Origin of the sequence: Caldimonas tepidiphila, from assembly GCF_003569765.1 — a bacterium.
In the GTDB taxonomy this organism is placed as follows: Bacteria; Pseudomonadota; Gammaproteobacteria; order Burkholderiales; family Burkholderiaceae_C; genus Caldimonas; species Caldimonas tepidiphila.
Window position 1 is genome coordinate 1 of record NZ_KZ983971.1, and the last position, 713, is coordinate 713.

The 713-nt window shown below is 68.4% G+C and carries 1 protein-coding gene; it reads left to right on the top strand.

Features of this window, described 5'->3' with window-relative positions:
• A partial coding sequence (locus D3A59_RS03690) for an IS701 family transposase (RefSeq protein WP_205665102.1) occupies positions 1 to 713 on the top strand: 713 nt, incomplete at both ends.

The following is a 713-nucleotide window of genomic DNA, read 5'->3' on the forward strand; positions in this document are numbered from 1 at the left end:
GCCACGGCGAACGTGGCTCGCCAGTACCTCGGCTCGCGCGGCAAGATCGACAACGGCATTGTGGCCGTGACGACGCTGTGGGCCGACGAGCGCTGCTACTGGCCGCTGCACGCGCAGCCCTACACGCCCGAGTCACGGCTCCCCCTGGGCAAGAAGGACCCCGCCTTTCGCACCAAGCCCCAGATCGCGCTGGCGCTGATAGAGCAGGCTCGCCGGGCGGGGATCGAATTCGAGGCGGTGGTGGCCGACTGCTTCTATGGCGACAACCAGGAGCTGGAGGCAGCACTGCACGCGCGAGGCATTCCTTATGTCATCGCGCGCCGCGGCAAGGTCGGCCTGGGCTGGGCACCGGCGGACAGGGCGCACTCCTTCATGGACGCGGCGCAGGAGTTGCCCAGGCGTGCTTGGCGCAGCATCACGCGCTACTTCCGCGACGGGCACACCGAGCAGTGGTGGGCCGCGGAGCTGGAGTTCTTCGGCTACGGACCGCACAGGCAATTGCGTGCGATCGTCGCGACCACCGATCCGGCCACGCTGCCGCCGCTCTCCACCTGGTACCTGAGCACCAACCTGCTGCTGGACAAGGCGCCGCTGCCGCACTTGGTGTGGCTCTACGGGCTGCGGGTCTGGATCGAGGAGCACTACAAGCGCGTGAAGCACGAGCTCGGCTGGGCGGACTTCATGGTGCGCAGCGATCGGGCCATTCGCCGGCA